This window comes from Spirosoma taeanense (assembly GCF_013127955.1).
Classification (GTDB): Bacteria; Bacteroidota; Bacteroidia; order Cytophagales; family Spirosomataceae; genus Spirosoma; species Spirosoma taeanense.
In genome coordinates, this window is the sequence record NZ_CP053435.1 from 3310835 (window position 1) to 3336636 (window position 25802).

The window sequence follows — 25802 nt, forward strand, 5'->3', positions numbered from 1 at the left end:
TAACCCCACGAAATGGTAGGCTTAGGCAATTATCTGGCCGGGCGGTGTTGCCCCCGGATGGGTGTCGCTTAGCGAGCGGGATTACGTCTGTACCGATTCAGGGAACAGCCTTTCAGTTGCCCAAGTCCTTCCATGACAGCTTCCGCATTAAACCGGGCGCCTGCATAATTCGTGTGCGTATGATCGCCGGGAAAGAAGTCGGCTTTGAGTCTGGCCTCATTGTAGCCCGCTTCATACTTACGGGCGATGATCTCGTTCAGATCAATAAAAAAGGCGTTGCCTGAAGCGGCACTCTCGGCGGCCCACTTACCGTAGCTGCCGGAACTACGTTCCACGTGGCCATCCTTCCAGACGTTTCGGGGCACCAGCGAGCAGACAATGGGCGTAGCGCCTTTCTGTTTGGTATCGTTGATGTACTTCTTCAGATACCAGCCATACGAATGCACGATTTCGTGCTGTTTGGTCAGCAGGTTGTCGATTTCCTCAGTTTCGTCGCCAGTGCCTTTAATAGACCCTCTGGCCCGAATGGTGTCATTGATGGCTCCGGCGTCGTTATGCCCGAACTGCATCAGCACGTAATCGCCGGGCTTGAGAACTGCCATAATTTTATCCCATCGGCCTTCGCTCAGGAATGTGCGGCTGCTGCGTCCACCAATGGCGTGGTTTTCGATGTGCAGACGCGTAGTATCGAAATAGGCCGGAATCAGACTCCCCCACCCCCATAACCCATCCGTTCCTTTGCCGGAACCATTCCGAACGGTTGAGTCACCAATGATGTACAGCGTCGGACGGGTTGCCTGTGTAGCAGCTAATCCAAGCAGAAAAACCAAAGCAGAAAAGAAGATAAGGATTTTTTTCATAGAAATTGGCTTATCGCTTCTGGGTCAGTTGAAGCGAACTGTCATTGATTTCAAACGCTTTATTTTTGAGCAGATTGATTACCTCAGCCCCGGCTAACAGTACCGGACCGTAGCTGTGCGCGGCATAGACATTAATCGGGCGGTAGTAATAAAAGGCGGGATCGAAGCCCATGCCCGTCCCGACGCAGGTGCCTTCCACCTGTCCTTTGTCGGTTACCTTGGTCGAAACGGCGTTCCAACCCAGCAGGGTCATCGGCGCGTAGGCGAGCGGGTCAATCCAGCCGCGGTTAATAGCCCGGGCCAGCGCATAAACGTAAATGGCCGTTGCCGATGTCTCCAGATACGAGTCGTTCCGGTCAAGCAGCTGATGCCAGAAACCCGAACCCGATTGACAGGCCGCCAACCCACGGACGTGCGCCCGCAGTTGGTCGAGTACAGCCGCCCGACCGGTATGATTTTCGGGCAGAACGTCGAGCAGCTCAACCGCCGTCATCACTGCCCAGCCGTTGGCCCGCGCCCAGTGGAACTCGGGATGAACGCTCATGCCCTCTACCCAACCGTGCATATACAGCCCTTTTTCTTTATTGAACATCCGCTTTGAGAACTGCAAGACCTGCTTTACGGCCTCGTTATAATAGGTCTGGTCGCCGGTCAGCTTGCCCATCTGCGCCAGGGCAGGAACACTCATGAACAGATCATCGAGCCAGAGCGTGTTCGGCTGGGGCCGGTTGCGGGCCAGCGTACCGTCGACCAGGCGATGTTCTTTCTTCATGATGTAATTCAGATACGTATCAATCTGCGGACGAAAATTAACCTGATTCCTTCCGGTAGGGGTCGCTCCGGACCGGGTCACTCCGGACCGGGTCGCTTTAATCATGGCTGCGGCCATCGCGCCGGCGTCATCCAGCGCATGGGGAGCCAGCATAGCCCGGAGGGGCGTGTTTGCCTGCGGATCAGCAGTAACCTGTGCTCTGAAATAAGGAGTCAGCGATACCAGAAAAGCCAGGCGTTTGTTGGTGTAATCCGCATAGCGCGGATCGCCGGTGGCTTCGCTGGCCAGTAACATCCCGGCATACGTCACACCCCACTCATAACTGGTCAGGCGGTAATCACCTGGTTTGATAATGGCGTTTGGATTAAACGTAGTGAGGTTAGTAACTGACTGTCCGGTCTGGCGGTCAATCAGCTGAGCCGGCGTTGTGCTGTCCAGATAATCATAGACACGGTTCAGAACCTTCGTGACATCAGCAATTCGGGGCTGACCGTAGGGAACCGGATAGTCGGGTTGCAGCAAATGCAGTGGAGTCGTCGAATCGTTGGCCTTGGATGAGAGGTTCTGGGCAAAGCTGATTTGACCGGTAAGAACGAGCCAGGCAAGAGGAGTCAGCAGGGGGGCATAGACTTTTTTCATCAGGATAATGTATTAAACAGGCACACTAGATAAGCGCATAAATGGGGCATTCTCATGACCCACCGAAAAATTAATTTATCCAGTTCAGGGGGCCACCGTTAACTGATCTGAGTTAGTATAGATTAAAGTTTAAAAATGAACCAAGTATTGACAAGAACTCGATGGGTTAAACCTAGACTGACAGAAATAATCGAGCAGGTATACCCCTAGGGAATACCCTACCTTCTACTAAATATTATTATATATTTTCAACAAATTTTCTTATATTGTTTTAAGCATTTTAAAGTCAGTAGATACTCTGTTCCAGATCGAAACGATAATACCAGCAACTCGTTTTCTCAAATCAACCAGGCAATGTACATTGAACGAGACAAGTATGACCAGCTTCCTTTTGCCATTCAGACCGGCGCGTTACAGCTTTGGGGCACTTTGCTAGCATCCTACCAGCAGGCCAACGAGCTCCATCAGCTTTACCAGTTCAATGACTTCCTGGCCGAGCTGCACTACAATCAACAGCAGCAGGTCGTCGGCATATCCACCTTTCCCGTATTGATTAACTAAGGACATATATTAAAGTGCCCTATTCGCTCCGGGAAAATTTCAACACGTTGGTTAGCTGCTGATTTGGCAGAAAACGAAAAACCCCTGCAAGAAACTGATCGACAGAAACTTAACAGGGGTTAATGTACCGGGAGCCGGACTCGAACCGGCATGTCCTTGCAGACAATGGTGTTTGAGACCATCGCGTCTACCGATTCCGCCATCCCGGCTCAAGAATCGGTTCATAAGGCTTTTATGGCCATGCTGAACGCGAACGTGGGGCAAAAGTAGACGCTCAGCCGGTGTTTTGCAAATAAAAACGGATGTCTGTTCAAAGAAAACGAGTAGCGCCACTTTCCCTAGCAGATTTTCCGGGTTTTGCCTAGTTTTACAGTTCCTCGCTACTTTTTGTTCAATGTCCGCTGATTTACGTACTACTTTCCCGACCCTTTCCTCTTCGGCTCTGGCGGATATACTTGACAATTTACCGCATGGTGTACTGGCGTTCGCGGCCATTCGCGGCCAGAATAATCAAATCGAGGATTATCGGATTATTTATCACAACCCGCTGGGATTAAGGTATCTGGGCCGCACTGCGGAGGCCCTACAGCACCAGCCTCTGTTCCAATGGTCGCCGTATGCGCGTTCGATGGCCGAGCAGCTTTTACGGGTTGTCGAGCAGGAAGAGCCTTTCGCCTTTCAGCACTATACGAATCATTCCAATCGCTGGCTGGAAGCTCAGGTTCGGCCGATGGGCGACGGGTTTTTGGCATCAATCCAGGACATTACCGATCTGAAAGAAGCTAAACAACTGCTGGAAAACCAGAACATCGCGCTGCAGAAGAGCATTGAGCACGCAACACAGGAGCACCTGCTGCTGGACAGTGTCATCAACACATCGCCCAATAGCATTACGGTGGAGCGGGCAATCCGGGATGAGGCCGGCACCATCGTGGATTTTCAGGCCATACTGATCAACCAGGCCGCCCTGACCCTGGGTCAGCACACCGAAGCCGACGTTCTGAGCAAACCGATCAGTGAACTCAATCCCATGTTTAAACCTTCGGGGCTGCTGGCGGCTTACCGGGCAGTCGTTGAAACAGGGAAGCCGCTGACGGCTACGTTTTTCTATCCGCCATTGAGTAAGCACCTCGATTTGCTGGCAACCCGCATGGATGCCGATCATATTGTGGTTCTGTTCTCCGACGTAACAGAAGCTCACCAGACAGCCAGGGCACTGCATCACCAGAACGAATTACTCGCGGGGGTTCTGCAGGCATCGGCAAGTGCCATCTTTGTTTTTGATGCGGTCCACGACGAAGCCAACGCCTTGATTAACTTCCGGATCACGCTGGCCAATGAGGCTTACGTGGCTATTGCTGGTCAACGACGGGAGGAAATGGTTGGGATGCTCCTGACCGACATTTATCCGGAAACCAAAGAACGCGGCCTGTGGCATCATTACGTGAACGTATATCAAACAGGACAAACGTTTCGCGGAAGCCATTTCTTTCCGGATGTTCAGAAGTGGTTCGATATCACCATTAATAAACTTGGAGATGGTCTGGTGGCCACGTTCAATGACATTACAGAAGCTCGCCTGACCGCCCGCCAAATAGAAGAACAGGCCAAACTGTTCGATGAAATTCTGGCTAACGCCATTAACGGCTTATCCGTGCTGGAAGCCATCCGCGATGAAAACGGAACGGCTGTCGATTTGCGGTATCTGCGGGTCGCTCAGGCTAACTCCGCGCTTACCGGTCTGCCCAAAGACCAGTATTTGAGCCGTTCGTTACGCTCACTTTTCCCGTTTGTTACCCGAACCGCCTTTTGGCCAGCCTTTCAGAACGTATTGGCATCGGGCGTACCTGAACGCTTTGAACTGCATTATCAGGGCGACGGCTATGATAATTACCTGGACAACTGCCTGGCCCGGCTGGATGAGAACCGGCTGATCTGGGTTTATTCGGTCATTAATGATCAGAAGCAGGCCGAGTTTGAAGCCCGGCGACAGGCCCAGCGAACAGCGGACATTCTAAATGGGGCTATCAATGGAATCCTGCTGGTCAAGGCGTTACCGGAGGATACAATGCCGCCGACCGATTTTATGCTATCAGCCGCGAATCGGGCAGCCTCGACCATTCTGAGTGTCCCGATCAATGAACTGGTCGGTAAACGCATGAGCGAGGTCTTTCCGGCTTACCGGGAAATGGGGTTTCAGGCACTTTATCTCGCAGCCCTTGCAACCAACGAACCACAGCGTGCCGAGCTGTTTTATCAGGATGAGCGTGGTATTTCGGGTTACTACGACGTATCGGCGGTGCGACAGGCAGGCAACGGTATCGTTATTACGTTCATGGACATCAGCGATCGCAAAAGCCTGGAACAGCAGCGCGAACAACTGGTGACTGAACTGGAACGTTCGAATGCGGATCTGGAACAGTTTGCCTATATAGCCAGCCACGACTTACAGGATCCGCTGCGCAAAATTCAGGCCTTTGGTGAACTCCTGCTGGAACAGTATGAGCACCTACTACCCGGCAATGGCCAGGACATGGTGCGTCGTATGCAGTCGTCGGCCGAACGGATGAGTATTCTGATCCGCGATCTACTGGCGTATTCCCGTCTTTCATTGAAACCCGAGTCAGTACAGGGGGTTAACCTTCGGCAGATCATAACCGACATACAGACCGATTTAGAAACGACCATCCAGGAAAAATCGGCGCAACTGATCGTAACCAATCTTCCCGTTCTGCACGGTAACCCAATTCAGCTCCGCCAGTTATTCCAGAACCTGATCAGTAACGCCCTGAAATTTTCGCAACCGGGTATTCAGCCGCAGGTGACCATTAAAGCGCGCACCCTTTCATTCGAGGACATTCCGGCCACGATTCCGCACCATAAGCAGCAGTCGTGGGTGGCGATTGACGTCATCGACAACGGCATTGGCTTCGAGGCCCAGCATCAGGAACGGATTTTTCAATTATTCGAGCGTCTGCAGAGCCGCCACAAATACGCCGGCACGGGCATTGGGCTCGCTATCTGCCGGAAAGTAGCCGAGAACCACGGCGGCACCGTTCTGGCCCGCAGTCAGCCGGGTAAAGGCGCAACCTTTACCGTTTATCTGCCCACCGAGCCCAGTTAACCCGCGATCGGCGAACGTTTGATGTGAGCCCGGCCTATTCGTACCGTAACGCTTCAATGGGGTCGAGTTTCGAGGCTCGCACGGCCGGATAAATTCCCGCGAACAGCCCGACGGTTACGCATACAAGAATTCCAAGGGCCATCCAGCCCCAGGGTACGACGAACCCGCCCTGCCCCTGACTAACGAGCGTTGAGATGAGGTTGCCGATACCCAGCCCCATTATAATCCCACCCAGCCCACCGAAGAGGCAGATCACTATGGCTTCGATCAGGAACTGTTCCCGGATGCGTTTAGGCGTTGCGCCGAGCGATTTCCGGATGCCAATCTCGCGCGTTCGTTCGGTGACGGACACCAGCATGATGTTCAGCAGCGCAATAGACGCGCCCAGCAGCGTAATAAAGCCGATGCCAAACCCACCGATGCGCAGATACCCGGTGATATTGGCAGTTTCTTTCGCCAGATCGTCGGCCCGCTGAATTTCAAACGAATCGGGCTGGCCAAGCGGGTCGCGCCGAACCTGCCGCATAACGCCCCGGGCTTCGCCAATGGCTTCGTCCTGGTCGGCAACCGTTGGCACGGAGGCCGTAATATCAAACGTCAGCTTGCGGGTTCCTGCCAGCGCGCGGGCGTTATCGAGCGGGATCAGCACGATCCGGTCTTCGCTCCCGCCCGACAAACCGCCTTTTTTGGCCAGTACGCCAATAATTTTGTATTGTACGCCCGCCACCCGGATGACCTGATTCAGGGGATTAATTTTTCGCTCGAATAAAGATGCGGCCACTTCGCTGCCAATGATGGCGACGTTCAGCGCATAATTGATATCATTCTGCGTCAGATTCCGGCCGCTTTGCAACGTAAAGCCTTTGACGGTCAGATAGGCATCATCGCCCCCGGTCAGCTGCAGGTTCGGGTTGGTTTTCTTCGAGCCGAACTTCGCCTGTATCGCATCGCCGACGACGGTTGAAACGGCAATCGTAGCCCCGTACGGAAACCGCCGTTTGAACTGAACGGCATCGAAGTAATCAATTGGCTCATCCTGCTTCTGAACCCGCCCGCTCCGACGGGCTATATCCTGCCGGGCAACAAGGCTGAACGTATTGGCCCCCAGCCCTGCAAAGCTGCTGTCGACCGAACTTTGAATCCCGTCAATAGCCGTCAGTATACCTACCAGCGAGGTGATACCGATGGCAATGATCAGCGAGGTCAGGATTGTGCGCAGGCGGTTACCGGCAATCGAACGTAACCCTTCGCGTATATTCTCAAGTAGATTCATTCGTCCCTAAGCGATTGAGTGAATAGCCTGCACATTGTCTCAATTCATTCACTCGATTGCAATTAAATTCCTTGCACAAAATTGCCTATCTTTCGTTATTACAAAACTACCGAGAGCTTCGCTAAACGGAAAACCAATGAAACGGCTGCTGTTACCGCTTATCCTAATCTTAGTACTTACTGGCCAGACCTGGGCTTCTAAAATTCTGATTCCAATGGACGATGCCCAGAAGAATCACCTGAAAGCGTACGGCATTGCCTATTGGGTTCTTAAAACGCACGACACCGAGATCGACTGGCTGCTGAACTACCGGGGCGGGGCGTTTTTAATGCCTCAGAGCCAGGTTTTCATCAATGAACTGGTGATTCGGGGGGTTAGCTACGAAGTGATCTCCGACGCGCAGTCGGCGCAGATTCTGGCCGAGGTGGCCGCTCCCGATGCCAATATGGATGCGGTAAAGCTCCAGAAACCACCTAAAGTAGCCGTTTATTCGCCTAAAACCAAGCAGCCCTGGGACGATGCCGTAACAATGGTGATGACCTACGCTGAGATTCCCTACGACGTAGTCTTTGACGAGGAAGTTATGAACGGCAAACTACCCGAATACGACTGGCTGCATCTGCACCATGAAGATTTCACGGGTCAGTATGGCAAGTTTTTCCACTTTAAAGACCAGCCCTGGTATATCGCTCAGAAGCAGGAGTCCGAGAACATTGCCCGAAAGTTTGGCTTTTCGAAAGTACCGCAGCTCAAGCGGGCCGTAACGCAGAAAATCCGGGACTTCGTGCTGGGGGGCGGCTATTTGTTCGCCATGTGCAATGCTACTGACACCTACGACATCGCGCTGGCATCGCAGAATACCGATATTGTCGATACGTTCTACGATGGTGATCCGGCCGATCCTAATGCCAACAGCAAGCTGGATTTCAGCCAGACATTCGCTTTCCGGAACTTTCAGGTCTATACCAACCCCTACCTGATTGAGTTCTCCAATATCGACAATCAGATTGAAGAACGTGGGGTAAGCGAACACAACGATTATTTTACGCTGTTCCAGTTCTCGGCCAAGTATGACCCCATCCCAACCATGCTGACACAGAACCACCTGAACGTAATCAAGGGGTTCATGGGGCAGACAACAGCGTTCAAGAAGAACCTCATCAAGCCCGAGGTGGTCATTATGGCCGAAAACCGCTCGGCGGGTGAAGCCCGGTACATCCACAGCCCTTACGGGCGAGGCTTCTTTACGTTCTATGGCGGGCACGACCCCGAAGATTATCGTCACGAAATTGGTGAGGAACCTACGGATCTCAACCTGCACCCAAACTCGGCGGGTTACCGGCTGATCCTGAACAACATTCTCTTTCCGGCCGCCAAGAAAAAGAAGCAGAAAACCTAACCAGCTTAATTGCTAAACCACTCCTCGGCCATCTCGCTCCTGCCCTTGCTTTCCAGCTTTCGTTCCAGATCGTCGGGCAGTTTGGGGAAAAAGTCAATGCCGGTCACCTGCTCTATTTGATCGACGGGTACGACAAACTGCTTCAGCGAACTGTTTGAACCTTTGTTGTTCAGCAGGAACCCAATCATGCGAATTTCCGGCTTGTTGCAGTACAACAGCACTTTGTAAAATTTCTGCGGTACGCTGACCTCGTTCTGCTTACCAATGGTAGGCAGACCGGCTTTAAGTACCGGCCCCGTAACGACATACAGGCCATTGTCACGTAACGCCCACTGCCGAACCTGCTCTTCCAGCTCTTTCCAGACGCCCCGGTTAAAATCCGGTGCCTGGGGCGACATGTTACTCATGAAGAAGGTTTCCTGCATCATCTGCTGGGAAAACTTAAAATCGCCCGCCGGGGCCAAATGGCCGCGATCGTAGCCCGAACGCGTGTAGTCGGACGGGAGTGCAGAGCCGCTTCGCACGGCCGGGTCCGGCACAAACCGCGACCCTTCGCGTTCGGCATCCCCGTTGATTTCTTCGGGAAGCAGCGGATACGCCACCCAATCGGCCTGTTTGTATTCGTCGCGAAAGCGGAGCGTGTAGCCTTCGTGCTGGATAATTTCGTCGGAAGACGTATACGCCGGCAGGATGAAATTGGCCTGTTTTTCGAAATCAAACAGCGTCTTTCCACTCGTACTGACCGATGGTCGGTCAGGTTTGTCGTCGCGGGCAACGTCTCCGTTACCTTCCGGCTCGGGCGCTTTGTAGGGATTGGAACCTTCTTTCTCGGATCGGACTGGCCCAAGGCCGACAATTTTACGCACATCGTTCCAGAAGGCAACGACTGGTTTGGTTTGCCCCCCATAGTGCAGAAACAGACCAATCAAAAAAAACACGAACAGCAGAACGAGCGTATTTCCGCGCAGCCGGAACCCCCGTCGAGCGTATTTTCGGGTATTGAATCGTGGATTAAAGAACATAGATGTAAAGCTACAATTGATTTCGATTTATGATTCATCTCTTCTTATTGAGCGTGAACCGTAAAGCCTAAAGCCCTGTTTTTCCTTTATGCCATTGAGTATTGTCGTTATCGGCGGGGGAGCCGCCGGCTTTTTTGGGGCGATCACAGCCGCCGAAACCTTTCCGGGTGCCACCGTTACTATTCTTGAAAAGAACCGCACAGTCTTAAACAAAGTCCGCATCTCGGGCGGAGGGCGCTGCAACGTTACCCATGCCTGTTTCGACAACCGGCAACTGGTGAAGCACTATCCCCGGGGCGAGAAATGGCTGCGCTCGCTGCTGCATCAATTCGACGCAGTAGCGACCGTACGCTGGTTTGAAAACCACGGTGTTCAGCTTAAAACCGAAGCGGACGGGCGGATGTTTCCAACCACCAATACCTCGGAAACCATCGTCAACTGCCTGCTGGATGCAGCTCGTCGACTCAACATTCAGGTGCAGACAAGCTGTGGAGTTAGCACGTTACAAAAAACACCATCGGGCTGGCAACTTCAGTTGCTGACGGGTGAGACGCTCCGGGCCGACCGGGTGCTGGTCGCAACGGGCGGTTTTCCCCAACTGACGGCCTATGGTTGGCTCCCAGATCAGGCTGAGCCGCTGCTGTCGCCGGTACCTTCCCTCTTTACGTTTAACGTGCCCGACAATCCGCTGCTTCCCCTGGCCGGTGTATCAGTCGCCGATGCGCGGGTTTCTATCTCCGGAACCAGGCAGGAACAGCGCGGGCCGGTGCTGGTGACGCACTGGGGATTCAGCGGCCCGGCCGTCTTGCGGCTGTCGGCCTGGGCGGCCCGCGACCTGGCGGCCGTTGACTACCGGTTTACGCTCCGTATCAACTGGGTACCCACCCTAAACGATAACGAACTGCGTCTGGCCCTGCACGATTTCCGGCAGCAGAATGGCCGTAAGCAGGTATTTTCCCAGAATCCCTTGGGTCTACCCTCCCGGCTATGGCAGGCGCTGTCGGCCGAGGCTGGTATTTTGGAAAACCAGCGCTGGGCCGACCTGCCCGCCAAATCCGGAAACCGCCTGATTGAGCGATTGACTAACAGTCAGTTTCAGGTTGCAGGCAAGAGTACGTTCAAGGATGAGTTTGTGACCTGTGGCGGTATTGCCCTAGGCAGCCTGGACCCGCAAACGCTGGAAAGCAAAACCCAGCCGGGGCTCTTCTTTGCAGGCGAGGTGCTGGACGTTGACGGCATCACGGGCGGCTTCAATTTTCAGAACGCCTGGACCACCGGCTACATAGCAGGACGCCATATTGGACTTTAGCAAGTTCCCGGTTGATTTACCCACCAAATCCGACGGGTCTGAACATCTACGTCAGAGCAATATATTTCGTTAATTAATCCCCCATTCAACTAAACAGGCCCGCAATCGCTGATTGCGGGCCTGTTTAGTTGAATGAACTGGCGTGCAGATTAGTTTACGCGTAGCTTCTGTCCCGGCCGGATTCGCGAGCGTGCCGAAATATGGTTCTTGCGGGTCAGCGCCGACACCGACATTCCATAGCGGCTGGCGATCGAGTTAAGCGTCTCGCCCGACCGCACGCGGTGCAGGACGGTACGTTTAAAGCGGGGCTTGGAGCTGATTTCCGACGATGGGCGGCCTCCGCGCAGGTAGTCCCAGACGGAGCCGGTCAGCAGAAAATGATCTGAATTGATGGTGTTCGCCGGAAAACTATAGATGTTCAGCGGGCTGAATGGATTGCCTTCGTAGCGCGTCTCAAAGTGCAGATGAGGTCCGGAACTCCGGCCGGTGCTGCCGCCCAGTCCCAGTTGGTCACCGGCTTTAACGAGCTGCCCCGTTTCGACCGTTTGCTTCGACATATGGCCGTAAAGCGTTTCAAGACCATTGTAGTGCCGAACCAATACGTAGCGGCCATAGCCGTTACCATCCCAGCCGACAACCCGCACAATTCCATCGAATGATGCGTAAATCGGATCGCCGGTGTCCAGGTCGAGGTCAGCGCCCGTATGCCAGCGGCCCCAGCGATACCCGAAATTAGAGGTAAGCTTTCCTTCGTTCAGCGGGGCCGACCAGTAGCGATTGGCCGGGGGATCGTAGAGCTTGATATCAATGGCTTCGTTAAACTCCAGCGGATTGATGTTGTAGGGGTCAATATGCCGGGAGTCCCAGACAGCGTAATAATCGGCGATCTTAACCCACTCGGTGCCAACCAGAACCGAATCAATCACTTCAACAACGCTGGTTTCGCCCTGGTCGATCAGGCTCGTATCTTCACTGACGACCGGATTTAATTCTTTCTTCGGCTCGAACTGGCTATTAAAGCGCAGCTGAGTGGTTTCCTGCTCGAATGGGTCATCCGCTTTTTGGGGCTGTTCAACGACCGGCGTATTCGAAGTATTTTGATTCTGGGGGGTGATCTTCAGATTCTTTTTAAACCGTCCCCGTTCCTGCGCCTGTGCCGTAACGGTCAAACACAGGCAACCGACAGCCAGCAGCCATCGAAAAGCCATATTTCTCATCGGTTTCCTAAGATGAGTTTAGGGGTTACGGTACCCGGCCCGGAATAAGCGAATACGAGCTGTATGCTTATTCGGAACCGGGTACTGTAAACCGTAAACTGGTATGTTAATGAACAAGCTCGTTTTCCTGCATTTCCAGGGTAACCAGATACCGTTCAGCATCAAGGGCCGCCATACAACCGGTTCCGGCCGCCGTAATCGCCTGACGATATACGTTATCCTGAGCGTCTCCACAGGCAAAGACGCCGGGTATGTTGGTTCGGGTGCTTCCCTTCTCGGTCTGGATGTATCCATGCGCATCGAGATCGAGGTAGTCCCGGAAAATGTCGGTATTGGGTTTGTGACCAATGGCCACAAAAAAGCCCGTCACGTTCAGAATTGTTTCTTCGCCCGTTACGGCATTCTTCACCCGAACGCCCGACACTTCGTCGTCGCCGAGTACTTCTTCCGTTTCGGTATTATACAGAATTTCGATATTCGGGGCCGTTTTAACGCGTTGCTGCATGAACCGCGACGCCCGCATTTCATCCCGCCGAACCAGCATATAGACTTTCCGGCAAAGATTCGCCAGATAGCTCGCTTCTTCGGCGGCTGTGTCGCCCGCACCCACGATGGCTACGTCCTGACCACGAAAGAAAAACCCGTCGCAGACCGCACAGGCCGAAACCCCACGGCCATTGAGCCGCATTTCGGACGGCAACCCCAGCCACTTGGCTGACGCCCCCGTCGAGATAATGACCGAATCAGCGGTTATCTCGTGTTTTTCATCGACAATAGCGCGGTGCGGATGCCCCGAAAAGTCAACGCTGGTCACCATCCCATACCGCACATCCGTGCCGAAGCGCCGGGCCTGATTTTCGAGGTCCTGCATCATCTGCGGGCCCTGTACGCCATCGGGATAACCCGGAAAATTGTCAACTTCTGTCGTAATGGTCAGCTGGCCGCCAGGTTGCGGCCCCTGGTACATAACGGGGTTCATGTTTGCCCGGGAGGCATATATAGCTGCGGTATAGCCGGCGGGGCCAGAGCCGATAATCAGGCACTTAACGTGTTCGGAGGTCATTGCAAATGGGGCAATAAGTTGTCTGACAACTGGATAGATTACTCCTTACTCATGGAGTGGTATTCGGACAACGTATGCAAAATTGAAAAAATTTCCCATAGGGAACAAGAAAGAACGAATGTATGACCAAAGCAGCAGGAACCCGCCTTTTACCCGCCCAGGTGCAGTTCTCCCATTTGCGCTCTTCTTCTTTTTTATAAAATCCGCCATTCAATCCGCCGGTTCAACTGCCGGTTCTCGTCGCTCGTGTTAGGAGCCAGCGGGCGGGTTTTTCCGTACCCCACCGCCTTGATGCGGCTTGCCTCAACGCCTGCGCCGGTCAGGTACGTAACAACGGCCTGTGCGCGTTTCTGCGACAGCGTCAGGTTAGCGGCAGCGTCGCCCCGGTCATCGGTATGCCCCGAAATTTCGATACGTACCGATGGGTTCGCTTTCAGAAACGCCGATAGCCGGTCGAGTTCCGTCCGCGATTTGTCGGCCAGATCGTAGCGGCCTGTTTCGAAGAACAGGTTGTTCAGCGTTTCTTTGGCGGTGCCCGCAACGGCCGGTTCCAGGGGTACACTCAACGACATCCCTTCGCCTTTGGTTTTCTGCGTAAAATCAAACGAGAGACTTTTGAAGAGATAACCCGGCACGCTCACGTAGAGCGCATATTCGCCCCCGTTGGGCAGTACGGCCGTGTATTGCCCTGTTTCGGCATCGGCCTGCACGCGTGAGATAATCTGATTCGTCTTCAGGTCGATCAGCTCAACCAAGGCAGCCAGTGGCTTTTTAGACCGAGCGTCGGCGATAACGCCTTTCAGGTAGCTAACGGGTTTGACGCGCTCCCGCAGCGACTCCGGCAGATCGAACGTATAGAGCCGCGACTTCTGCGAAACGCCGTCTTTCTGCTCTTCGAACGAATAGTAGGCCCGCCGACCGTTGGCCGCAACAAACAGTGACGCCTGATCTTCCGATGTGTTTATGGGATAGCCTAGATTCGCGGGAGTCAGCCAGCCGGTGGCTGCACTATCGGCGACAAACAGATCGTACCCGCCGAGACCAACATGACCCTCCGAAGCAAAAAACAGGCTCTGCCCGTTGGCATGAATGAATGGCGAAGCTTCATTGAAAGGCGTGTTGACGGGTTCCCCCAGATTAACCGGTTCCTGCCAGTTACCCTGCACGTCGAGGTCGCTGCGCCAGATATCGCGTTGACCTTTGCCGCCCGGCCGGTCGGAAATGAAATATAGTCGTCGGCCATCCGCTGAAAGTGAGGGCTGCGACTCGTAATAACGGGTGTTGACGACCGGGCCCAGATTCTGCGGACTGGACCAGTCGTTGCCGGTTTTACGGCTCAGGTACAGGTCGCAGCTGCCGAAACCTTTACGTCCCTGACAGGCCGTAAAAACCAGCATTCGCCCATCGGCCGACAGACTAGGTGTTCCTTCGTTGTCGGGCGTATTGATCTGTGTAGAGAGGGAAGTCGGGGGTGACCAGGTTTCGCCGTTGAAGCTGGCCGTCATCAAATCCTCGTCGCCTTCGGGCTTCAGGGCCGTGAACACCAGCGTCTGCTCGTCGGCGGTCAGAACGGGGAAATACTGCGAAGGCGTCGTCTGCAATACCGACGACAGCGGCTTGGGGTCTACCGGCTGGGGATGCTGGATAGCCTCCTGTCCGAACCGGGCCGTTTCGACCAGCCGCGCAATGCGTTTGCCCTGCATGGACTGCGGAGCGAACATGGACTGAAATTTTTCGAGGTAAGGCTGCGCTTCGGCGTAGCGTCCGAGCCGCAGCAGCGTATTGCCCAGCGATTGATAGGCCGCGCCCGAAGCCGGACTGTCGGGCTGCAGCCGAATGGCGTTGCGGTAGGCGGCTAACGCGGGTTCATAGCGTTTGGTGAATTCATACAATTGCCCGAGCTTCAGGTAGGCATCCATGAAATTCGGATCTTCTTTGATGGCCTGCTCCATAAACGGAATGGCCTCGCCTGCTTTCCGCTCACCAAATAGTTTAATGGCTTGGGAATACAGTTGCTGCGCTTTCTTGTTCTGAGCGAAGGTCGCAACCGACGAAAGCAGAAAGAAGCTGATACTGAACAGGGCAGCGAGAAGAATTGGTTCGCATCGGCGTTTCCCCTGGCCTGCGGGCGTCAGGGGATGTCCATGTATTTGTGCGTCTGCAACGAAATCTGCCATTGCGGATGGTCTTTTACGTAATCAACGATGCGGGGCAGCATTTCATTGGAACGGCTCCACTCGGTTTGCAAAAAGAGTTTGCAACCAGGCCGCAAATGAGGCACAAACGATTCGGCAAATGCGAAATCGGACGCGTTGTAAATAATTACTTTCAGCTCGTTGGCGCGGTCGAAAATGGCTGGATTAGGCTTTTTGAACTTCTTGGGCGAGAAGCAGATCCAGTCCCACGAGCCCGTAACGGCCTGACAGACGCCCGATGTTTCGATGTTGGTTTGAAACCCGGCTTTTTGCAGCGCGTTGGTCAGATTCGTCAGGTCGTGCATGAGGGGTTCTCCGCCCGTAATGACGGCCATCCGGCCGGGATACGCCAGCGCACCGGCAACAATTTCGTCAATCGTCAGTCGGGGGTGGGCGTCGGCATCCCACGATTCTTTTACGTCGCACCAGTGGCAGCCCACGTCGCAGCCGCCGAGCCGGATAAAATAAGCCGCCCGGCCCGTATGCGCTCCTTCGCCCTGCAGCGTATAAAAAGCTTCCATAACGGGCAGGGTATCCGTCTGAGGATCAAGAGTTCCAGTTTGTTGTTTCAGTTCAGCAATCATGCAAGATACCGTATGCGTTTTACGCCCCATACGGTTTACAAAGATACGCAAGCCCGGTCGGAATGGCTATTGTTCGACAGGTTGCAGATAGAGTCCCAAGAGGTAGTACTGCTTAAATTATTCAACCAGATGGCTAGTGATCAGGCAGTTTTAAGGATATATTCTGCCCGAATATGCAGCTTTTCATGCAGGCGTTTCGCTAAGTCCATATTGACCTTACGTTTGCCGGCAAGCACTTCAGACAATCGGGTTTCGGTAATGCCTAGCACCTTAGCCGTGTCGCGTTGCTTGAGATTTTCCTGAAACATGCGTAAACGAATCATCTCCGGCAATGTAGCTGGCTCAATAGGCATAGGATAGTGTTCGTCCTCATACCGTTCGACCAGCAGCGAAAGCCGCTGCAATTCAGCCAAATCAGATTCTGTTAGATTTGGCGACCCTTTGGCCAGTAGGCTTTCAATAGCCTCCATAGCCTGTGTGTAATCGGTTTGTGACTCTATTGTTAAAATCATAGCATCCTTTTTGCTACAGTACTTCAGCTACGCTGTCGAAGCGTCTATTTTGTCGTATTCCGAATGTGTACCGATGAACCGGATAAAAACGGTTCGTACCGGAAAAATGATCCGGGCAATCAGGCGATACTGATTGCCTTTTATGTTGAATACGTAATTGTCGTTTCCAACATAATCAACGGAATTAAATGAGTTTTTGACATCAGCCAGATTACTCCAATCAGCGGCTTTTGTTTTCAGATACCATTCATTCAGAGCTTCGGTTGACTGCGGTTTTGATACTCCGTACTCGTGAATGGCTTTTTTGCTGACAATGACCATTGTCCCGGCAGGCTTTAGATTCGACGTTATTTTCCATTTTTTTAAGACACAAACTAGAGGTGTATAGGCGTCTGAAAAATAGCCAGATACTTACACTTTTCAAAATTTTATCATCATTATCGAAATTTATTCGTTCAGGATAGACAATGACCTACTTTTGCATAGAATTCCTGACTTCCTATGCTCAAACGTCTCCCACAGTCCGCTTTTCTTTTCGCTTTTCTAGGTACCTATTCGCTCTTTGCCCAGACGCCTACCCCCTCTTCTCTCGACGATACGCTCCAACTGAATGAAGTGGTGGTGCGGGGTTATGCCACCAACCGACGACTGCTCGAAACGGCAGCTTCGGTGGGTCTGCTGACGCGCCGGGATCTAAACCAGCGCTTCGGCACCCCTACCCTTGTTCCAGCACTCAACACGCTTCCCGGCGTTCGGGCCGACGAGCGCTCACCGGGCAGTTACCGGCTGGCCATCCGGGGCAGCGCGATCCGGTCGCCATTTGGTGTGCGGAACGTAAAGGCCTACTGGAACGAGTTGCCGCTGACCGATGCGGGCGGCAACACGCCACTCAACGCGCTGGACGTTCGGGCACTGGGCCGGATCGAAGTGATCAAAGGGCCATCGGGAAGTTTGTACGGAGCCGGAACGGGTGGCACGATTCTGTTTAGTGGACTGGCGGTTCCGCAGGGACAATCGAACGTAGAGGTATCGGCTTTAGGCGGCAGTTACGGCCTGCTGGGTAATGGCGTAGTGGTGCAGACCGGCAAGAACAACTCGGCCATCACGCTCAATTACAACCATCTGCAAAGCGACGGTTATCGAAACCACAGTGCTCTGGTACGGGACAACATCAGCCTGATCGGGTCGTTCAACGTCAGCGACAAACGCACGGTTTCGGTACTGGGCCTCTACTCAGACCTGCACTACCAGACACCGGGCGGACTGACCCAGGCACAATTCCAGGTCAACCCCCGCGCGTCGCGTCTGGCTACCCGAACACTCCCCAGCAGCGCCGAACAGCGGGCGGGTATCTATCAGAAAGTTGGCTATCTCGGTCTGTCGCATGAATATCGCTGGAATGACCGCATCCAGAATACGACGGTTCTTTACGGCTCAACAACCGACTTTGCCAACCCGTTTATCACGAACTACGAAAAGCGCACCGATCAGGGCATGGGTGGCCGAACCGTTACCCAGATTCGCCTGCCAAATGGTCCGCTGCCCACGACCTTTACGGTTGGCGCCGAGCTACTACGTAACTTTACTATTGTTCGGAACTTTGGTAACCGTCTCGGCACAGCCGATACCATCCAGACCGACGAAGAACTCATTGCCCGCCAGTCTACGGTTTTTGCGCAGGCCGAAATGCAGCTTCCCGCCCGGTTTAGACTAACAGCAGGGCTCAGCCGTAACGACGTTCGTTACGGATTTACGCGCTTCCCGACGCGGGCTATTGGCGCTTTACCGGCCACATTGCTGACGCGCAATTTTTCGCCGGTCTGGTTACCACGGCTGGCGTTGCTGCGTACGTTCGGGCCGAACGTTTCGGGCTTTGTCAGCATCAGCACGGGCTATTCAGCGCCATCGAGTCAGGAAGTTCGGCCATCGGCGGGGGGATTCAGTACAACGCTCAACCCCGAGCGGGGCACGAGTTACGAAGCGGGCTTACGCGGTTCGGCCATCCAGAGCCGACTACGGTATGATGTGGCGGTGTATCAGTTTGCGCTCCGCCAGACTATCGTCCGACGCTCGAACGAAGCCGGGGCCGAATATTTCATCAACGCGGGTCGGACAGATCAGCGCGGCCTGGAAGCGCAGTTTTCGTATGACTTTGTCCGCCCGACTTTTCTTTCTGCCACCGAACGCGGGTTTCTCTCCCTTCTGCGCATCTGGCACAGCCTGACCCTGACGGATTACCGCTTCCGGGATTACATCCAGGGAACCAGTGATCTGTCCAACAATCGGGTGCCGGGAGTCGCACCGGCTACGCTCGTAACGGGTCTGGATGCCGAAACACGACCGGGCCTTTACGCTCACCTGACGTACCAGTTCCTGAACCCGTTCCCGCTCAACGACGCCAACACGGTTAGCGCCCTGCCGACGCGTTTACTGCAGGCCACGCTGGGTTTCCGCCGACCCTTTGGGCAGCACTGGACGCTGGATGTGTACGCCAGTGGCGACAACCTGCTAAACCAGACCTATTCGCTCGGCTACGACCTGAACGCCGTGGGTAACCGCTATTATAATGCCTCCCCGACCCGTAATGGCATCGGCGGAATCCGGATTAGCGCCAAGTGGTGAGTTGATTGGATCAGACTTTATGGGGCTTATGAGGAGCGGTTTTCATGGCTGACGGAAGCGTCCAGGTCAGCTCAAACAATCGCTATTTTTGCCGCTAACCAACCCCTATCCGCTTGCTGACTGTTTCGAACCTGACTAAAGCCTATAACGGACGTACCGTTCTGACCATATCGGATTTACAGCTGCCAATAGGGGTTCATTACTTCCGGGGTGGCAACGGCTCGGGCAAGACCACCTTTTTCCGTACGGTCGCGGGTTTGCTGCCCTTTTCGGGCGAAATACGGCTGGACGGCCAGTATGAAATCAACCGCGATCCGGTTGCGTATCGGCTACGGGTCAATTACGCCGAAGCCGAGCCGCTTTACCCGCCTTTTCTGACGCCCCGTGATCTGGCCGGATTTGTCGGCCGCGCCAAACGTAATCCGGCGGGGCAGGTCGACGAACTGACTGACGTGCTGGGGGTCGGAAACTTCTGGACACAACCGACCGGGACGTTTTCGAGCGGTATGCTCAAGAAATTATCGCTGCTGCTCGCGCTGCTTGGCAGGCCCCGGCTGGTGCTACTGGACGAACCCCTGACGACCCTAGACGTAACGACAGCCACCCGACTGTTCGATTACGTCCGGCGGCTCCGCGATGAAGAGAACGTATCGTTTTGTCTGACCTCACACCAGGACGTTAGCCTGACGGGCCTATCGCTGACCAGCACCTGGCAGGTTAGCGACGGTCAAATTAGCCCCGTAACCTGATCTGCAAATGCTGGCTATCCTCTTCCGAATTTTTGTGAGCCGGTTCTATGTGCAGAATGCGGGTACGTTTCTGTTCATCATTCTGCTGGCGTTCGGCTTTTTGAGCACCCGGGAACACGAAGCCTTGATTCTGGCTATTCTGGGTTCGCCTTTTCTTCTGGCGCTTGTTCTGCTGCTATGGGGCCTGTATACGCTGAACGTGAGCGCCTTCAACCGGCAGGTCCTTACTGAACCGGAACACCTGTTTTTGCAGACATTCTGGCTTATGCCCAACCCGGTTCGTGGGGCGATGTGGCTGGTGATTCATACGGCCCAACTTCTACCCATGATTGCTTACGCAACCTGGATTGTGATCAGGGGCGTCCAGCATAAAGCGTTCGGTCCGGTACTTGCTATCGGATTTGCCCTGCTGGTTTTCGTATGCGTAAGTGCCTGGTCAACGGATTTTCGACTACGCAATCCCGGCCCCGACACCCGGCAACTTCCCCGGTTGAACGTTCGTCTGCCGTATGAGCTATTCTTCCCGGCCTACTGGCTACGGCATGAGCCGCTGTCCTTCGTACTCACAAAAGCCTTTTCGGGTCTGCTGCTAGCGGGCGTTTGCCGACTCTTTCCCACCGATGATTACGACCAGCGGCTGCTGCTCATTGGTCTCCTGCTGGCTGGACTGGGGCATTCGCAGGTCGGCGGACAGCTAAGCGCCTTCGAGCGTCAGTACCTGTTGCTTCTCCCGAATCTGCCACTCGCATGGTGGCAACGGCTGAGCCGGTACGCCTTCACCTACGGACTGATCTGGTTACCGGAGCTGCTGATTTTACTACGTAACTGCCCAGACGCTATTCGTCCGGATTACGTTGTCTGGCTCTGGCTGACCGGCTGGGGCTGGTTACTGCTCATGCATAGTCTTGCTAACGGCCGAGACATCCTGCCCGAACGCTGGTTGACGGGCATTGTGGCGAGCTTTATTATTGGCCTGCTGCTCATCATGTACGGACTGCCCGTCGGTGCGTGGCTAACGTTGGGCTGGCTGGGGGCAGTTGGAAACTGGCATTATGAGTTTCGTCGGCGCGGGCAGGAAACCCCAGCCTCCTGAGCGATTAATGCGCCGTAATCTGATCGAGAATAGCACTGGTCCGCGCGCCAGTTTCGCCCGTACTTGGGCATTTTCCTTCGCCCCGCAGTTCGTTTACAATCTGCTCAATAAGCGGCAGCTGCACATGCTCCGGCATGGGAATCAGGTATTCGTCAGAGCCGGTTTCGGTATCGACCTGGATTCGGAAATTTTCAAAAAACGAGAACGTAATTTTACCCCTGGAGCCAATCAGTTGGGTCTGCTCGATCCGCTGCTCATTATTGACCGTAAAACACCAGCTTCCTGTACCGAGTACGCCCGACTCAAATTCGAAATTAGCCACGACGATATCATCTGCGGCATACAAGTCAGCCTGATTTCGGGAGATTCCCCGGGCGGTCTTGATTGGTCCGAGGATAAACTGCAGAAAATCGAACTGGTGAGAAGCGTAATCGTGGAATAGACCCCCGCCCGAAACAACCGGCAACACACGCCAGTTGGGCTGTGGGCTTTTACCAAGTTCCCGGTCTGCCGGTTGCCAGTTCATCTGAACGTGAACGTAGCGAATGTCGCCAATAACATGCTGGTCAACGAGTTCTTTAACCTTCAGAAAATACGGTAATGCACGCCGATAAAAAGCCACGAACAGCGGCACACCAGTTTCCCGGCTTACCCGATTCATGGCTTCACACTCGGTGGCATTCATCGCCATCGGCTTCTCGACGTAAACCGGCTTTCCAGCGCGCAGCGCCCGAATTGCGTAATCGGCATGGCTGTCGGGGGGTGTAGCAATATAAACGGCATTGACTTCGGGGTCATTAATCAGCGCATCGGCATCGTCGTACCAGGTCGGCACCTGATGTCGTTGCGCATAATCAGCGGCCTTTTCGGCATCTCTGCGCATGACGGCCACTAATGACGAATGCGGCACTTTCCCGAAAGCCGGGCCGCTTTTTACTTCCGTTACGTCGCCACAGCCAATAATTCCCCATTTGAGTTGATCCATACCGTCAATTAGTCGTTTCGACAGATAAGATCAACGTGGGAACTTACTACTGAACGCCCTCAGCTCTTTTTCTGCCTGCCCGCCAGAGCCTGCTTTTCGGCCATCTGCGTAATGGCCGTTACCAGCCGGTCGAGGTCTTTGGGCGTGTGGTAAATGTGGGGCGTTACGCGTACGCCGTGGATGTTCTCCCAGTCGATGGGCGACGTATGGATTTTGTACTGGCCAAGCAACTGACTTTCGATCTCACCGGGTTTCATGCCGTCGATGGAAAACAGGGCCACCGCGCCGGCGAACTCCGGCTTGAGCGAGGTATGAAGTTTAACCCCTGGCACTTCCCGGACCCGTTCCATCCAGTAGTTTTTCAGATAATGCGCCCGGGCGAACTTGCGGGCCGACCCGATGCTGTTGTGGAAATCAACGGCTGTACCGATTGCCATTTCCGAAGCGAACGAGCGTGTCCCCAGACTCTCGAACTTGCGGATGTCGGGACCGTCGGGTTCGTTGTTGGACAATAATGCCCATACATTTTTGATTTTGGGCTGGCGGATGTAAAGCATGCCGCTGCCAAACGGCGCACAGAGCCACTTGTGCAGACTGGTCGCGTAATAATCCGCGCCGAGGTCAGGAATTTTGAAGTCGAACAAGGCAAACGAATGCGCACCGTCAGCAATGACCTCAATCCCCCGCTTGTGGGCTTCATCGGCAATTTTCCGCACCGGCACGACCTGCCCTACCCAGTTGATCAGGTGGGTAACGTGAACCACCTTCGTGCGGGGCGTAAACGCTTTGACGTACTGCTCTACCAGCGCGTCTTCGTTTTCGCTGGGGAGTTCGAGATTCAGATATACCAGCTTGATGCCATCGCGTTTTTCGCGCTGTTTCCAGGCATTGAGCATGTTCGGATAGTCCTGTTTGGTCAGCACTACCTCGTCGCCCGCTTTTAAATTCAGTCCGAAAATGACCGTGTTCAGCCCTTCGGTGGCGTTGCGGTTGATGGCAATTTCTTCCGCCGAGCAACCCGCCAGATCGGCCAGCTTGCTGCGCAGGGCTTCGCGGCCCTGATCCAGAATCCGCCACATGTAATAGGATGGCGCTTCGTTGGCGTACTGATAGAATCGGATGTGCGCGTCCTGCACCACTTTCGGCTGCGGACAAACCCCGCCATTATTAAGGTTCAGCAGGTTCGGCGATACGGTGTACTCTGATTTTACCCACGCCCAGAAATCTTCGTCCTGCGCCCACTCGGTCGGCGATTTTAGCGAAGCATCGGCTAGCGTAATGGGGCTGGCATACGTTTCGGGGGTAAATAGCGGTAAGGTCAGGGCGCCAGCGGCTGCGGCCTGCCGAAAGAAGGTTCTGCGGTTGGTCATGGCGAATCAGGTTGTGAGGAGGAACGATGCAGAGTAAAACTACACGTTTCAGCTTAGAAAACAAGCTTTTACGCCCTGATTAAGCCGTTTAAGGCCCCATCTGAAGCTTTTAGTCCATAAACTCCAACTGCCCGAGTTGGTCTGGTAATCATGGCTTTGCGGGTCGTATAGTCGCAATAGCCGACGATCAGATTCCCACCCACTTTCTTTTCAGGGAGCTCTCAACTATTCATTGTGGTATAGAACCGCCGGTGTAAAAATGTAAGTAGGCTATCTGCTAACCTTTTACCTTTTGCCAACAGATTCGTCAACCAGCAGCTTCAGCCCATGAAAACCCGGTTCAGGTCAACGAAAAAAGTGGATCAGGAAGGTAGTCAGCGAAAAAAATCAGCGTTAAGAGAGTGGGGCAATTCGGTTCTGTTTGCCGTGGTAGCCGCCACCCTGATTCGCTTCTTTACGTTCGAAGCGTTTGCCATTCCGACTCCTTCTATGGAGAACAGCCTCTTCGTAGGGGATTATTTATTCGTCAGTAAGCTTCATTACGGATCTCGAACGCCTAGGACACCTTTGCAGGTTCCGCTTACCCACCAGAAAATATGGGGCACAAACATCCCGTCCTACAGCACGGCCATTCAGCTCCCTTCTTATCGTCTGCCCGGTTTTTCAAACGTTAAAAACGGGGATGTCGTCGTCTTTAATTATCCACCACCCAAGGCGGGCGAGCCAGCCTACCCTACCGATCTGAAAACTAATTTCATCAAGCGGTGTATCGGGATTCCCGGCGACGTTGTGACGATCAGATTAGGTCAGGTATATGTCAATGAAAAACTAGTGCCCGCGCCACCCCAGTCGGAGGCTAATTACTTCGTCGAAACCACGGAAATACTTGACGAGCGGTTCTTCCGGAAATACGGCATTGTCAACGATTACGGGTCAGCGGAAGGCCCGTTTATCAACTGGCAACCCCTTGAGTCCTTCAATGCCTTAACCCAGACGACAACGCTGGTAGGGTATCGGGTCAATGCAACCCAGGCTACCATCGATCAGTTCAAGAAATTTGATTGGGTAAAGAACGTAGAACGCATGACGGTCCGGCCTGGCGAGCGGCAATCCGTTTACGGCAGTTCGGCGTTCAACTGGAATCTGGACAATTTTGGTCCGCTGACGGTTCCTAAAAAGGGTATGACCGTGCCCATAAACAAAGAAACCCTGGCCGTTTATGGGCCTGTTATTCAACGCTACGAAGACAATAAAATTCCCGTCCTGACACCCACCAGCCTGACTATTGATGGTCGGCCCATTACGTCCTACACCTTCAAGCAGGATTATTACTTCATGATGGGCGACAATCGACACAACTCCGAGGATTCGCGAGTTTGGGGATTCGTTCCCGAAGACCACATCGTTGGTAAGGCGGTGTTTGTGTGGATGTCGATTGATCCCGTTCCCGCCGACATCTGGCATAAAATCCGCTGGAGCCACCTGTTTAGTGTGGTCAGGTAACTTGATCCAGTTGCTGTAAAAATAAAGCCAGAGCTACTACGCCCTGGCTTTATTTTTACAGCAACCCAGGCTCGCTTACGGGAACTTGGGAAACTTGCTGAAATCCGGTTTACGCTTTTCCAGGAAGGCGTCCTTACCTTCTTTGGCTTCTTCGGAGAGGTAATACAGCAGCGTCGCGTCGCCGGCGAGTTGCTGAATACCCGCCTGCCCGTCGAGTTCGGCGTTGAACGAGGCCTTCAGCATACGTAACGCAATCGGACTTTTTTCGAGCATCTTCCGGCACCAGGCAATGGTTGTTTCTTCCAGTTGGTCGAGCGGCACAACTTTGTTCACCAGCCCCATATCGAGGGCTTCCTGCGCATCATACTGATCGCAGAGATACCAGATCTCACGGGCCTTCTTCTGACCAACGATCCGGGCCAGGTAGCTGGCACCGAAGCCTCCGTCGAAGGAGCCAACTTTGGGGCCGGTCTGGCCAAAGCGGGCGTTGTCGGCCGCGATGCTCAGATCGCAGACGACGTGCAGAACGTGCCCGCCACCAATGGCGTAGCCCGCCACCATCGCCACAACCGGCTTTGGAATCCGCCGAATCTGCATTTGCAGATCTAGCACGTTCAGACGCGGTACGGCATCTTCACCAACGTAACCGCCGTGACCCCGCACCGACTGATCGCCACCCGAACAGAAGGCTTCGCCCCCCTCGCCGGTCAGAATCACCACGCCCACGCGCTCGTCCTGCCGGGCCAGTTCCATAGCTTCCGACATTTCTTTGACTGTCAGGGGCGTGAACGCATTCCGCTTGTGCGGTCGGTTGATGCTGATTTTGGCGATCCCTTCGTAATAGGAAAAAATAATCTCGTTGTATTCCTTAATAACTTCCCAGGGGTATTGGCTTTGCATGATTAAAGAGTGAAAAAGCGAAAAAGCGAAAGAGTGAACAAACCGGAATC

21 protein-coding genes and 1 tRNA gene are annotated in these 25802 nt (G+C 54.0%); 8 read left to right on the top strand and 14 right to left on the bottom strand.

Annotated elements, in window-relative coordinates; all coding sequences use genetic code 11:
• Nucleotides 1-68: 68 nt before the first annotated feature.
• Complete coding sequence (locus HNV11_RS13810) at nucleotides 69-860, bottom strand: rhamnogalacturonan acetylesterase (protein ID WP_171740220.1); 792 nt, start codon at nucleotides 858-860, stop codon at nucleotides 69-71.
• Between the two features lie 10 nt (nucleotides 861-870).
• The gene (locus HNV11_RS13815; RefSeq protein WP_171740221.1) at nucleotides 871-2271 is read right to left on the bottom strand and encodes a glycoside hydrolase family 88/105 protein; all 1401 of its coding nucleotides are present in this window, start codon (nucleotides 2269-2271) and stop codon (nucleotides 871-873) included.
• 354 nt (nucleotides 2272-2625) lie between these two features.
• Here HNV11_RS13815 and HNV11_RS13820 point away from each other — a divergent pair, with 354 nt between their 5' ends.
• The gene (locus tag HNV11_RS13820; protein WP_171740222.1) at nucleotides 2626-2832 is read left to right on the top strand and encodes a hypothetical protein; all 207 of its coding nucleotides are present in this window, start codon (nucleotides 2626-2628) and stop codon (nucleotides 2830-2832) included.
• A 125-nt stretch (nucleotides 2833-2957) separates the two neighbouring features.
• Here the strand turns inward: HNV11_RS13820 and HNV11_RS13825 are convergent.
• A tRNA-Leu gene (locus HNV11_RS13825) sits at nucleotides 2958-3041 on the bottom strand.
• Nucleotides 3042-3226: 185 nt separating this feature from the next.
• On the opposite strand from HNV11_RS13825, the gene HNV11_RS13830 reads away from it, so the two are divergent.
• Entirely contained in the window at nucleotides 3227-5956 is a 2730-nt protein-coding gene (locus HNV11_RS13830; RefSeq protein WP_171740223.1) for a PAS domain-containing protein, read from the top strand.
• A 34-nt stretch (nucleotides 5957-5990) separates the two neighbouring features.
• Here HNV11_RS13830 and HNV11_RS13835 read toward each other — a convergent pair whose 3' ends face one another.
• Nucleotides 5991-7229 (bottom strand): ABC transporter permease, encoded by a 1239-nt coding sequence (locus tag HNV11_RS13835; RefSeq protein ID WP_171740224.1) that lies wholly within the window; start codon nucleotides 7227-7229, stop codon nucleotides 5991-5993.
• 136 nt (nucleotides 7230-7365) lie between these two features.
• Here HNV11_RS13835 and HNV11_RS13840 point away from each other — a divergent pair, with 136 nt between their 5' ends.
• Entirely contained in the window at nucleotides 7366-8628 is a 1263-nt protein-coding gene (locus HNV11_RS13840) for an asparagine synthetase B (protein ID WP_171740225.1), read from the top strand.
• 5 nt (nucleotides 8629-8633) lie between these two features.
• Here the strand turns inward: HNV11_RS13840 and HNV11_RS13845 are convergent, their stop codons facing one another.
• Nucleotides 8634-9650 carry a DNA/RNA non-specific endonuclease gene (locus HNV11_RS13845; RefSeq protein ID WP_171740226.1) on the bottom strand — a complete coding sequence of 339 codons (1017 nt, stop codon included), beginning with the start codon at nucleotides 9648-9650 and terminating at the stop codon, nucleotides 8634-8636.
• A gap of 88 nt (nucleotides 9651-9738) precedes the next feature.
• Here HNV11_RS13845 and HNV11_RS13850 point away from each other — a divergent pair, with 88 nt between their 5' ends.
• Entirely contained in the window at nucleotides 9739-10959 is a 1221-nt protein-coding gene (locus tag HNV11_RS13850) for a BaiN/RdsA family NAD(P)/FAD-dependent oxidoreductase (RefSeq protein WP_171740227.1), read from the top strand.
• A 149-nt stretch (nucleotides 10960-11108) separates the two neighbouring features.
• Here HNV11_RS13850 and HNV11_RS13855 read toward each other — a convergent pair whose 3' ends face one another.
• From HNV11_RS13855 to HNV11_RS13880, 6 genes are all read right to left on the bottom strand, one after another.
• The gene (locus tag HNV11_RS13855) at nucleotides 11109-12176 is read right to left on the bottom strand and encodes a peptidoglycan DD-metalloendopeptidase family protein (protein WP_171740228.1); all 1068 of its coding nucleotides are present in this window, start codon (nucleotides 12174-12176) and stop codon (nucleotides 11109-11111) included.
• 106 nt (nucleotides 12177-12282) lie between these two features.
• A complete protein-coding gene (gene trxB / locus HNV11_RS13860; RefSeq protein WP_171740229.1) occupies nucleotides 12283-13239 on the bottom strand; it encodes a thioredoxin-disulfide reductase in 957 nt (318 codons plus the stop codon).
• A 194-nt stretch (nucleotides 13240-13433) separates the two neighbouring features.
• Nucleotides 13434-15416 carry an OmpA family protein gene (locus tag HNV11_RS13865; RefSeq protein WP_171740230.1) on the bottom strand — a complete coding sequence of 661 codons (1983 nt, stop codon included), beginning with the start codon at nucleotides 15414-15416 and terminating at the stop codon, nucleotides 13434-13436.
• Nucleotides 15371-16018 (bottom strand): 7-carboxy-7-deazaguanine synthase QueE, encoded by a 648-nt coding sequence (locus HNV11_RS13870; RefSeq protein ID WP_171740231.1) that lies wholly within the window; start codon nucleotides 16016-16018, stop codon nucleotides 15371-15373. Before HNV11_RS13870 ends, HNV11_RS13865 begins: the two co-directional genes overlap by 46 nt.
• Nucleotides 16019-16158: 140 nt before the next feature.
• Nucleotides 16159-16488 (bottom strand): helix-turn-helix domain-containing protein, encoded by a 330-nt coding sequence (locus HNV11_RS13875; RefSeq protein ID WP_171740232.1) that lies wholly within the window; start codon nucleotides 16486-16488, stop codon nucleotides 16159-16161.
• A gap of 69 nt (nucleotides 16489-16557) precedes the next feature.
• On the bottom strand, nucleotides 16558-16851 hold the full coding sequence (locus HNV11_RS13880) for a type II toxin-antitoxin system HigB family toxin (RefSeq protein ID WP_171740233.1): 294 nt from the start codon (nucleotides 16849-16851) through the stop codon (nucleotides 16558-16560).
• A 180-nt stretch (nucleotides 16852-17031) separates the two neighbouring features.
• Here HNV11_RS13880 and HNV11_RS13885 point away from each other — a divergent pair, with 180 nt between their 5' ends.
• From HNV11_RS13885 to HNV11_RS13895, 3 genes are all read left to right on the top strand, one after another.
• Nucleotides 17032-19152, top strand: a complete 2121-nt coding sequence (locus tag HNV11_RS13885; protein ID WP_171740234.1) for a TonB-dependent receptor — start codon at nucleotides 17032-17034, stop codon at nucleotides 19150-19152.
• 113 nt (nucleotides 19153-19265) lie between these two features.
• Nucleotides 19266-19901: an ABC transporter ATP-binding protein gene (locus HNV11_RS13890; RefSeq protein ID WP_171740235.1), complete on the top strand. Its 636-nt coding sequence runs from the start codon at nucleotides 19266-19268 to the stop codon at nucleotides 19899-19901.
• 7 nt (nucleotides 19902-19908) lie between these two features.
• The gene (locus tag HNV11_RS13895; RefSeq protein WP_171740236.1) at nucleotides 19909-20994 is read left to right on the top strand and encodes a hypothetical protein; all 1086 of its coding nucleotides are present in this window, start codon (nucleotides 19909-19911) and stop codon (nucleotides 20992-20994) included.
• A 4-nt stretch (nucleotides 20995-20998) separates the two neighbouring features.
• Here the strand turns inward: HNV11_RS13895 and HNV11_RS13900 are convergent, their stop codons facing one another.
• Nucleotides 20999-21979 (bottom strand): Gfo/Idh/MocA family protein, encoded by a 981-nt coding sequence (locus tag HNV11_RS13900; protein WP_171740237.1) that lies wholly within the window; start codon nucleotides 21977-21979, stop codon nucleotides 20999-21001.
• Nucleotides 21980-22038: 59 nt separating this feature from the next.
• On the bottom strand, nucleotides 22039-23349 hold the full coding sequence (locus HNV11_RS13905) for an aminotransferase class V-fold PLP-dependent enzyme (RefSeq protein ID WP_171740238.1): 1311 nt from the start codon (nucleotides 23347-23349) through the stop codon (nucleotides 22039-22041).
• A 327-nt stretch (nucleotides 23350-23676) separates the two neighbouring features.
• On the opposite strand from HNV11_RS13905, the gene lepB reads away from it, so the two are divergent.
• A complete protein-coding gene (gene lepB / locus HNV11_RS13910; protein WP_171740239.1) occupies nucleotides 23677-24852 on the top strand; it encodes a signal peptidase I in 1176 nt (391 codons plus the stop codon).
• 75 nt (nucleotides 24853-24927) lie between these two features.
• Here lepB and menB read toward each other — a convergent pair whose 3' ends face one another.
• Nucleotides 24928-25752, bottom strand: a complete 825-nt coding sequence (menB, locus tag HNV11_RS13915) for a 1,4-dihydroxy-2-naphthoyl-CoA synthase (RefSeq protein WP_171740240.1) — start codon at nucleotides 25750-25752, stop codon at nucleotides 24928-24930.
• Nucleotides 25753-25802 lie beyond the last annotated feature (50 nt).